Raw genomic sequence first — 10,378 nt, 5'->3', positions numbered from 1 at the left:
CTCGACGCCAGCTGGCCCGAGTACAACCGCCTCTACGCCCACCCCTTCACCTGGTCCTGGACTCGCGCCAAGATGCACTCGTGGGTGGACCGGCACCTGTCCTGACTATGTTGAAAAACTTGTCGGACAGTCCACTAGGGCGCGGGGGCAAGGGGCAGGTCCATGTTGCACGTATGTCGCAGGAGCATGCGGAATGGGCCGGAACGGGGCGGGATAGGGGGGATGCGGCGGGATATCGACTCCCAAGCATTCCAGGCGGTTGCGAGGTAAGGGCGCGATTCTGCTGGGAGTTTCGCACCGCCCGGCGCGGCTTCGATTCCCGCCGCTTCCAATAGAGGTGGCCCGCCGCCTCGAGTCGAACCCACTCCTCACCTCGAAGGGCACCCCGCGTTCGCCGCGGCAACGTCACGCTCCCCGCGGCGGCGGGCCCGCGAGTGGCTAGGGGAACACGTAGCCGAGCAGCCCTTCCTGGGTGTACCCCTCGCAGCCTTCGCCGGAGACGAAGTGGTCGGTGAGCTCGCCCACCCGGCAGCGGTACAGCGGCACCGTGCCCGCCACCTGCGTGTCATGGGCGTAGCCCACCGGGCCCAGCGGCAGCAGCCCCTCGCAGTTCACGTCCACCGACACCAGGTTGTGCCCGCCCACCTGGCACTCGTACAGCAGGTGGGTGCCCGGCCGGGGCTCGCGCCACAGCCGCCACGCGCCCTCCAGGGTGAAGCCCGCGGGCGGCAGGCGCGAGGACGTCCAATGGCCCCGGGTGGGCGAGTTGTAGCGCCGCAGCCGGGTGTAGGGCAGCTCCTCGAAGCCGCAGGAGAGCTGCGGGGGCGAGGCCGTGTCCAGGTTGGCCAGCGCCCAGGTGGCCCACGCCGGTTTGGCGCTCCCATCCCCCCGCCGCAGCCCCAGCCCCAGCCCCTGCGCCACCTCGGCGGCGTGGTCCATCATCCGGTGGTAGACGTAGCTCTCGATGCCGGGCGTGCCCAGCACGTTGCGCAACGAGTCGCAGACCGCCGTGGCCTGGGCCCCCTCGCTGGAGTCCGGCGCCAGCGAGTTGACGCCGCTCTCGGTGAGGTGCAGCTCCCACGTCCAGGGCTTGTCCGGAAAGCTCTTGCGCAGCCAGCCGGCGAGCACGCCCAGGTTGCCATACGTCACCCGGGGGTAGTCCTCCGCGGAGAACTGGGGGCCCTTGCCGGGCGGGTAGGGGTGGTGCGCCACCCGCCAGGCCCGTCCTCCCAGCCGCGCGTTGAAGCCGGTGAGGAAGGTGCTGGCCGACAGCACCGGACTCAACGCGCCCGGCGCGTCCAGCTCCGGGCCGAAGTGGTGCGTCAGGGGAATGAACACCTTGGCGTTGGGCTGCTCGGCGGTGATGCGATCATACGCCGCGTTGAAGTTGGCCGCGTACTCGTCCATCCACCGCTGCGCGTCACACGCGCCCAGGCCGCTGCCGCAGCCGATGTCGAACCACTCGTTGGCGTTCACCTCGTTGTGGAGGACGAAGTCGGCGATGTGGCCATGGCCCTCGAGCCCGTTGAAGTAGCGGGCCAGCATGCCGGCGAAGCGGCCGAAGTCCGCGGGGTTGTCTGGCGCGCAGAAGCGCGCGAAGTTGCCCGTCTTCCCGCAGGGCCGGTTCACCCGGGCCCAGTCCGGCACGCCGTACAGCACCGCCGTCACCGCCATGCCCCGGGCGTTCCACTCCCGGACGTCGTTCTCCAGCGCCGCGTTCACCACGAAGCAGCGCCCCGCGTACTCCGCCTCGCCCGCGACGCACGGGGCCGCCTTGGGGGTGGGCTCCCAGCGCAGCCAGACGAGGTTCACCACCACCCCGCCGGTGTTGTGGCCGGAGATTTCATCCTTGTTGGCCCAGCCATCCGGCTGGAGGGCCTTGATGCGCATGGGGGGGCGCTCGGGGTAGCGCTGGGCGATGCGGACGCTGCCGGACCAGCTCCCGCTGTAGGCGCTGGACGTCACCCCGTTGCGGGTGGAGCCGGTGTAGCCGGTCTGGCCGGGCTGGATGTAGGCCGTCAGCGGGCCTCCGGCGGTGGTGAGGGCGCCGGCATGGACGGCGGCGCGGCACAGGCTGGAGTCGTCCGTGTAGACGCCGGTGCCCCAGAGGGAGCCGGAGGTGGTGGCCGAGGCGGGGCACTCGCAGTCGAGCTGGTAGCCATTGCGCCCGCGCAGCGCGCTCGCGTTGGCGGGGCACAAGGGCTTGCACGCCGAAGTGGCAGCGGCCACGGAGAAGCTCCCGTACCAGTTGCTGAAGGGGAAGGAGCCCACCCCGTTGCGGGAGGAGCCGCTGTAGTTGTCCTGGCCGGGGGCGATGGTGGCGACGACGAGGCCCCCGACAGGGGAGACGGCCCCCGCGTGCAGGGCGGCGCGGCACAGACTGGAGTCATCCGTGTACACATCCGTGCCCCAGACCCAGCCGGAGGCGGTGTCCGCGGCCGTGCAATGACAGGTGTACTGCAGGCCGTTCTGCCCCCGATAGCTCTTGAGATCCGAGGGACAGGGCGTGCACTGGAGCGCCTGCTGCACCGCCCCTGGCGCCTCCACCTGCTCCGGAGTCAGCAGCTCCCCGGAGGCCGGGCCACAGCCCACCCCCACCAGCCACACCCCCAGGGCCCAGGACCGCAGGCCCCACTTCGTCCCACGTGTATTCATGTCTCTGCTCGTGTCTTTCGAAGGAAGGAGAGCCCCGGCAAGGGGCTCGTCCATGCCGATAGAGACATGCCTGGAGAAATGTGACTTCCCGGGCATTTCCGGCCCGTGGGCTTTCCCTGGTTACGTGGACAGTCGGGTGATGCGGCCAACCCCCGCGGGAAGGCCGCAAGCTCGACCTCGACGTCTTCGAAGAGGGCCAACCGGGCCTGCCCTCCTACCGTGCCATCAGCAGGCTACACGCCGCGCCGAAGGCCGGTGAGTCCAGCCAGACATACCCGTCCACGAAGGCGCTGCCCGTGGACGGCTGCACGTGGGTGATGTCGCCGTAGTGGCAGAAGAGGTCGTCCCTGCCATCGCCGGTGAAGTCCCCCACGCCCACCTGGGCACCGCACCAGGTGGACCAGGTGCCAGCGTCCGCGAAGGCGCCGCCCGTCGACAGCGCCACCCGGTTGTGCATCGTGCTGTCCTCGTGGCAGTACAGGTCGCTGCGCCCGTCACCGTTGAAGTCGCCCGGGGCGAGCAGGGAGCACGCGGCCCCGAAGCTCGCCGAGTCCAGCCAGACGTACCCGTCCACGAAGGCGCTGCCCGTGGACGGCTGCACGTGGGTGATGTTGCCGTAGTGGCAGAAGATGTCGTCCCTGCCATCGCCGGTGAAGTCCCCCACGCCCACCTGGGCACCGCACCAGGTGGACCAGGTGCCGGCGTCCGTGAAGGCGCTGCCCGTCGACAGCGCCACCCGGTTGCGCATGCTGCTGCCCTCGTGGCAGTACAGGTCGCTGCGCCCGTCGCCGTTGAAATCGCCCGCCAGCAGCGTGGTGCAGCCCGCGCCGAAGCTCGCCGAGTCCAGCCAGGAGCTGCTGGCCGTGAAGCCCGTGCCGGTGGACGGCTGCACGCGCAGGGCGGTGCCAGCGCGGCAGAGCACATCCGCCTTGCCGTCCCCCGTGAAGTCGGCCACCTCCAGGGCAGGGCCTCCACACCCGGTGGACCAGACGCCCGCGTCCATGAAGGCGCCGCCCGTCGACAGCGCCACCCGGCCCTGCTGCGTGCCCTCCTCGTAGCAGAACAGATCGCCGCGGCCCTGGCCGTCCAGGTCGGCCTGCTCCACGCTCGTCTGCCAGCAGAAGCTCAGGCGCACCGGAGGGCGGGGGGTGAAGTCGGTGGCGGTGAGCTCCACCTGGGAGAAGGCCGGCCCGTACCAGTAGAGCGGCCCGCACAGGTTCCAGTACCGCGAGGCCTCCAGCCTCAGGTCCTGTGAGTCCGGGCTGGCCGTGAAGGCCAGGCCGCCCGACATCGGCTCGCCGCGCCCCTGATCCGTGCAGAGGTTGTCCCGGCAGCCCACGCGGCGGAACGTCACCCCGCGCGCCGGGTACCCCGAGAAGCAACCGTTGCCCTGACGCACCGCCTCCACGTCCTCGCACAGCCCGCCCGAGCCCACCCCGTCGCTCAGCTCGAACATCACCCCCACCCCGGAGGGCGAGTTGTTGCCGTCCACCACCCCCCGCCGCACCGTCACGCGCGAGGACTGGAAGACCGAGATGTTGTCCTCCGGCCAGGAGGTGCTCGCCGGGTTCTCGCACGAGAAGTCCTCCAACACCGAGTCATGCGAGCGGTTGAACTGGACGCACTGGCCGCGGGGAAAGGGCCCGCGCATGTCGTGCGCCTCGAGCTGGCTGAGCCAGGCGCCGGGGCTCTCCTGGAGGTACACCCCCGACGAGCCCCGCACCACCCGCACGCCGCGGATGACCACGCCGGACGAGTTGAACCCCTGGATGTTGTTCAGCCCGTCCGAGGGGTTGGGCCCCGAGGGCGGCGCGCCGTCGTGGAGGATGAGGGAGTTCTCGATGCGCAGGCCCGGGGCGTTGGCGAAGTGGATGCCGGGGCCGCCGCGATGGTGGATTTCACTGTTGCGGATGACCACGCCCGTGAGGTTGCTCACCACCACCGCCGGCCCGGCGTTGCTCACGATGCGCAGGCCCTCGATGACCTGGTAGTGACGGGTCGCCACCACGGGTCCCGAGTCCACCAGCCCGCAGCCCACCAGGGGCTGCTCCGCCGATGCGCTCTCCCGCGAGGCCGCCCCGGTCGGGCCGCAGCCCGGGAGCACGAGCAGCCCGAGGGCCATGAGCAGCAGCCCGGGCAGGGCGGATGCGCCCGCCGCGCGCGAAAGAGGAGGGCACAGGCTCGAGGAATGACGCATGGGGAGCTCTCTACTCGAGGGAGCGGACATGGACGGAGCCTGTCCGGCACCCGCGGCTCAGAATCCGTAGCCCAGGTAGACGTTGTAATCGACGGGGGGCGCGACGTTCACCCCCAGCCCGGCGCTGGGCGAGGCGCAGGTGGCCGGAAGCCGGACCGGCCACTGGGCCAGGTAGAAGACGGTGCGGCCTGTCGCGTTGATGGCGGAGCGCAGCTGGCTCGCCGAGGTGCCGTCGTTGTAGAGCGCCTCGCCGATGATCCACCCCTGGGACAGCCCGAGCTGGTTCATCTGGTTGTGGGCGTTGACGAAGTGCTGGGAGGCGTTCTCGTAGAAGTGGAGGCTGAACAGGTAGGGCAGGTTGCCGCCATACACCTGGGGAATCTGCGAGATGCGGCCCGGCTCCGAACCGATGATGGAGAAGCCCAGCGTGTCGTTCTTCCCGAACACGCTGGTGTAGTTGCTCCACAGCCGCCGGGTGTACTGCAGCAACACGCTCTGGGTCGGCGTGGGCGTCCCCTCGTTGAGCAGATCCATCCGGTAATGGATGCCAGAGGCGGCGATGATCGGCCGCAGATTGACGATCAGGTTCCAGTTCTCCTGGTAGAGGTCCTCGTTCCAGCCCGTCCACTGGGTGGGCGCATTGGGACCGATCGGAAAGAAGCCGACCATGATCTCGGCGAAGCCGATGCTCCTCGCCGCGGCGAGCAGGCCCTGGAGGTTGCCGCGGTGACGCGGGGAGAGGTCGCCCCCCGTCGAGTCCATGACCGTGCCGGTATTGAGGCCACGGCCGTGATAGATGGGGATGCGCAGGCGGCGCTGACCCCGGCCGTACATGTCCCGCAGCGCCTGATCCACCTGCGCCCTGGCGGTGTCGTAGTTGGCGATGGCCCCATAGGCCTCGCGCTCGCAGCCGGAGATGAAATACCAGGCGAAGTTCGAGCCGCCGGTGGCCTGCGCGCGCGCCTGCCCAGGCACCCCCAGCAACACGAGCGCGAGCAACAACAAGGAACTCCTCCGCAACGACGGCAGTGCGTGCATGGTGCTTCTCCCTCGGCGGGCGTCCGAAGCTGGACGAGCTCTACCCGCGCGGGCTGGAGGCGGATGATGCCGAGGACCCGAATCAGCGCACGCGCGAGACGAGCGCATGGCCACGGCAACGGGGCGCCCCCTCCACACAGCAGGGCGCCCCGGGTACGTCAGGGTGGCGAGTCCGTGGACCCGGCTTACGGCCGTCCCATCGTGCCGCACAGCGCCCAGGCGCTGGGGTAGTAGCCGTTGGCGCTGAAGCCATACATGCCCCGCAGATCAACGCCCGACGAGCTGCCCTGGAACTGGCCATTCTGGACGTGGAAGTGCAGGTGGACGGCGCTGGTGCCCGAGTTGCCCACCTGGCCCACGGCGGTGCCCTGGCCCACGCTGGCGCCAATGGTCATGCCCGGGTAGATGTAGGACAGGTGGGCGTAGATGTGACGGTAGGTGGTGTTGATCTTCACCAGGTTGCCGTAGCCCCCGTCCTCCCAGCCCGACTTCTCGATGGTTCCTCCCTTGGAGGCCCGGGCATTCCAGCCCGAGGTCGCGGCGATGTCCGCGGCGTAGCTGGCGCCCTGGGTGTGGAAGGACGAGCCGCAGTTCACGTTCCACGGCAGGCCGCTGTACTGCTGGATGACCGGAGACCACCAATCCGAGGTGATGCCGTTGATCGGCGGCTCGGAGGGGGGCGAGGCCTTCAGGGCGTCCCCGTAGATGTCCCGGAGGCTGAAGGGCATGCGCGGACCGAACCGGAGCGAGGCCACCATGCTCGTGAAGATGCCATTGAGGGCCGGGGGCGCGGACACGCCGAAGTTGGCCCACACGAACCAGACGGTTTCTCCCTGGCGGATGTTGACGAGCTGGTACTCCGTCACCGGGGACTTCGCGGCGACGTAGACGGCATCGCGGCCCGCGATGAGCCGCTTCTCCTGCGCGAAGGTCGTGATCTCCGACGGCTCGAACGTCGACTCCCGGGCCGCACGCCAATCCGTGAGGGTGGTGGTGGGCTCGATGGGCTCGAGGTAATGGCCAATGGCGATGTAGGCCTGCTCTCCGTTCTCCAGCTGGGGGCCGCGGAACTCGAGCACTTCGCTCAGCGCCTCGGGCGCATCCGTGCGCGGAGTCAGCTTCCAGTCCGACGGATACTGCAGCGCGAAGTTGAACCGGACGTCCTCGTACGCGCTGTGGGCGGAAGCCGGGCTGTGGGCCGGAGCGCCGCCAGCCGCGAGGGCGGAGCCTCCAGGAACCAGGCATCCAACTGCCAGGGCATAAGCAAGAAACCGGGTACGGGACGAGGTGGGGTGGGTTCTCACGGGGACTCCTCGGGGGGGTTGAGCGCAGCGGTGGGTAAGTCCGATTAATCGGCTCTTACACGATGAGTAGAAATCAATTCACTTTCCGAGTAAACAGGAAAATGAAGTTTCCCCTCGAAAGGGTGTCTCGAAGAAGAGCAGCCGGCGCCGCCGGGTGTAGCCACCGGGCGGCTCAGGGGACGGCCTCGACCAGCCAGTCGTTTCCCGTGACGCCGCCGGGCCATGTGCTGACGCCCTGTGCCGTGTCGGGCCGGTGCAGGTAGTCGCCCTTCCAGGAGCGGAGCCGGACCTTGTTGCCGTCGGACTCGAAGGCCCACTCGGTCCCCGGGCCGGAGCTCGCCGAGCTGACGCCCTGCGCCGTGTCGGGCCGGGACAGGTAGTCACCCTTGGAGGACTTGAACAGGAACTTCTCCTCCGAGCACTGGCACTCGACCAGCCAGTCCGTGCCCGCGCCACTGGCCAGGGTGGTGACGCCCTGGGGCTGCTCGGGGCGCTGCAGGTAGTCGCCCTTCCAGGACTTGAGCCGCACCTTGCGGCCGCAGCCGAGCACCAGGGAGGGCATCAGCCCGAGAATCTGGCGCTTCATCCGCAGGGCGGCCACGACGGCCCCCTCCGAGTGGCTGTCCTCCGTGGTGTCACCGCCTATCAAGAGGCGGCCGTGAGGGCGCCGCAGCACGTTGGCCAGCGCGTCGAAGCGCGAGCGGCCGAGCTCCAGCGGCCAGTAGGCCACCGCCGAGGGGTAGACGAAGATTTCCGAGGAGCGGATGCGCTGGCGGGCCCCGGGGAAGAGCTGCTCGAGCGCCTCGGCGCTCTTGTCGTGCACCTCGTTGAGGGACTTGCCCATCAGCTCGCGCGCGAAGCGGGCGTGCAGCAGCAGGGTGACGACCTGCTCGCGCGTCCCCTGGCCGCTGGCCTGCAGGTCCGTGACGTCATAGATGCTGCCCGCCTGGGTGTCCGACAGCAGGGTGAGGAGGTTCTCGTTGTTGACCGTCCAGAGGCTGCTCGAGTCGGGGGCCATGCGGAAGTGCACCTTGATGTAGCTGCCCATCCGCGTGGTGTTGATGGCCTTCCAGGTCTCCGCGTCGAGCGAGGGGGTGAACTGGATGCGCCCCAGGTGGTGGACGGGGACCGTCACCGCGACCAGGCGCCCCGTCACGTCGATGTACTGGCGGTCGTTCTCGAGCACCCGCAGCTTCACCCCGGCGTCCGACTGCTCGATGGCCGTCACGCGGGCGTTGAGCATGAACTGCGAGGGCTCGAGCCGGGCGGCGAGCGTCTCGACGAACTGCGTATTGCCTCCGGCGACGTGGTAGTTCTTCTCACCAAAGCCCTCGGGCGTGTCCAGGAAGAGGCGAATCTCATCAATGCCATCCAGGGCGGAGATCTTGTCCCACTCGATGGCCATCTCCGGCTCGACGGTGACACGAATCCACTCGCTCACCTTGCGGGGCAGGTTGTCGCGCTTGACGAAGTCGGCGAAGCTGATGCTCATGAGCGCGGCGAGGTCCGCGGGCAGGGGCTTGCCCTCGTAGTGGCTGGCGTGCAGCCGGGTGTAGAGCTCCCAGGCCTTCTTGTGCCAGGCGATGAAGGCCGCGCGCTCCTGCGCATCGAAGATGCCGGCGAGGTACGTGTCGCGCTCTCCCCCGCCCTGGTAGGGGTAGAGCTTGCCATCGATGCGCACCGAGGAGTGGGCGACGTCCTCGAGCAGGGGCAGCTTGAGCTCGCGCAGCAGGGCCACCGCGGGGCTGCGCGCGAAGTACTCCTCCATGTGGGCCTCGGCCGTGGCGCCGTCGCTGAAGGTGACGGTCTGGATGCGGCCGCCCGCGCGCGAGGAGGCCTCGATGAGCAGCGCGTCGATGCCGGCCTTCTTGAGCTCGTAGGCCAGCGTCAGGCCCGTCAATCCGGCGCCGACGATGATGACCGGAGCCTCCCGCGTGGCGGGCTGGAGGGTGGCTTTCAGCCGCCCGTAGGAACTGGAGTGGGAGCCGCCGGTGACCCGGAGTTGCAGCGGCTGGCCCGCGCCGGTGAGCGGATAGTGGTACTCGTGGGAGCCCATGGCGTAGGGCGCCGGGGTGGCCGGATGCCTCCAGGTCCTGCCGCCATCGAGGCTGATCTGGATGAGGTCCTGCCTGCGAGGGCTCGGCTCGCTGGTGCGGTCATGGGAGGCGCCCACCGGCCACGCGAAGACGAACTCGGGGTCGAGCCCCACCTGTTTGTTGGCGGCGCCTCCGGGACTCGGGAAGCGGGGCGCCCGCTCCGGCTCTCCTCCCAGCCGGCTGGGGTTGGCGATGTCCGGCCAGAGGCTGAAGGTGCCCTGCAGGGTCAGCCGGTAGGCCTTGCCGGCCTGCAGGGCCGTCTGACTCTGGAGGGTGCCGCTGCTCCGGCTCTCGAGCCAGAGCTCCTCACTCTGTGCCCGGGCCGGCGCCGGAACCGCCACGAGCAAAGTCAGACAGATGGCCAGGGCCCCCGAGAGGTGTTTCAGTCGCATGGAGGCGAGTATACCAATCCCTCGCAATCGTCCGAAAGCGCGCCACCCGGTTGCACCAGCAACAGACGGGCGCCTTGCTGGGCTATCGAGCCCCGTGCAAGCTCAGCCGCCCAACAGCAATCGCAGGCCGAGAAAAGCCAGCAGGCCCAGCGGGCCGAACATCAGGGTCAACAGGTAACAGGGAATCAGCGCCCCGTGACGGATACCGGCCAGGGCGCCTTCCTGGCGGATGTACAGCCCCACCATGAGATCGAACACCAGGATGTGGACCCAGGCGGCCAGGGCGGCGGTGGGGTTGCGCAGCAGGGCCAGTACGCCGCCGAGGGTGAAGAAGCCGGGCCTGCCCGCCCCGGGCTCGGGTTTCTGGGTCAGCGCGGCTTTCAGCAGCCATGCGTAGATGGCGATCATCAGCAGCACGCTGGTCCCGAGCACCAGGCTTTCGGTGTGCCTCCAGCCCGGCAGGACGGCCAGGGCCAGCCAGCCGAGCAGGGAGGCCAGGCTGGCCAGTTGGAACAAGGGTTTGAGTGCGGGCACGGGCAGGGGTCCGGTGGAGGTGAACGGTCACCCTAGCGATGGAGCCACCGCGTGTCAGGCGCGGAGTGTCGAACGACGCCGGTGCTGGGGACGGACAGGGCCCGGCCCTGGCGGATTCGGGAGGCCCCGGGCCCGGAAGCCTCCCCGCGTCCGGATGGGCCC

Annotated in this window: 6 protein-coding genes; all 6 read right to left on the bottom strand. The window is 69.4% G+C overall.

All coding sequences use genetic code 11. The features are described from left to right. Nucleotides 1-438: 438 nt before the first annotated feature. The gene (locus VFZ09_RS51300; RefSeq protein ID WP_329735213.1) at nucleotides 439-2,655 is read right to left on the bottom strand and encodes an LCCL domain-containing protein; all 2,217 of its coding nucleotides are present in this window, start codon (nucleotides 2,653-2,655) and stop codon (nucleotides 439-441) included. 214 nt (nucleotides 2,656-2,869) lie between these two features. Beyond that, nucleotides 2,870-4,852: an FG-GAP-like repeat-containing protein gene (locus VFZ09_RS51295; protein ID WP_329735212.1), complete on the bottom strand. Its 1,983-nt coding sequence runs from the start codon at nucleotides 4,850-4,852 to the stop codon at nucleotides 2,870-2,872. 57 nt (nucleotides 4,853-4,909) lie between these two features. Next, entirely contained in the window at nucleotides 4,910-5,890 is a 981-nt protein-coding gene (locus tag VFZ09_RS51290; protein ID WP_329735211.1) for a hypothetical protein, read from the bottom strand. Between the two features lie 185 nt (nucleotides 5,891-6,075). Further along, a complete protein-coding gene (locus tag VFZ09_RS51285) occupies nucleotides 6,076-7,194 on the bottom strand; it encodes a M23 family metallopeptidase (RefSeq protein WP_329735210.1) in 1,119 nt (372 codons plus the stop codon). 172 nt (nucleotides 7,195-7,366) lie between these two features. Then, nucleotides 7,367-9,682 (bottom strand): FAD-dependent oxidoreductase, encoded by a 2,316-nt coding sequence (locus tag VFZ09_RS51280; RefSeq protein WP_329735209.1) that lies wholly within the window; start codon nucleotides 9,680-9,682, stop codon nucleotides 7,367-7,369. Between the two features lie 102 nt (nucleotides 9,683-9,784). Then, nucleotides 9,785-10,216 (bottom strand): abscisic acid-deficient protein Aba4 family protein, encoded by a 432-nt coding sequence (locus VFZ09_RS51275; protein WP_329735208.1) that lies wholly within the window; start codon nucleotides 10,214-10,216, stop codon nucleotides 9,785-9,787. Nucleotides 10,217-10,378 lie beyond the last annotated feature (162 nt).

Source organism: Archangium sp. (assembly GCF_036277355.1).
Lineage (GTDB): Bacteria > Myxococcota > Myxococcia > Myxococcales > Myxococcaceae > Archangium.
The sequence above is the reverse complement of the archived record's forward strand: the minus strand, read 5'-3'. Positions and strand labels throughout refer to the sequence as shown.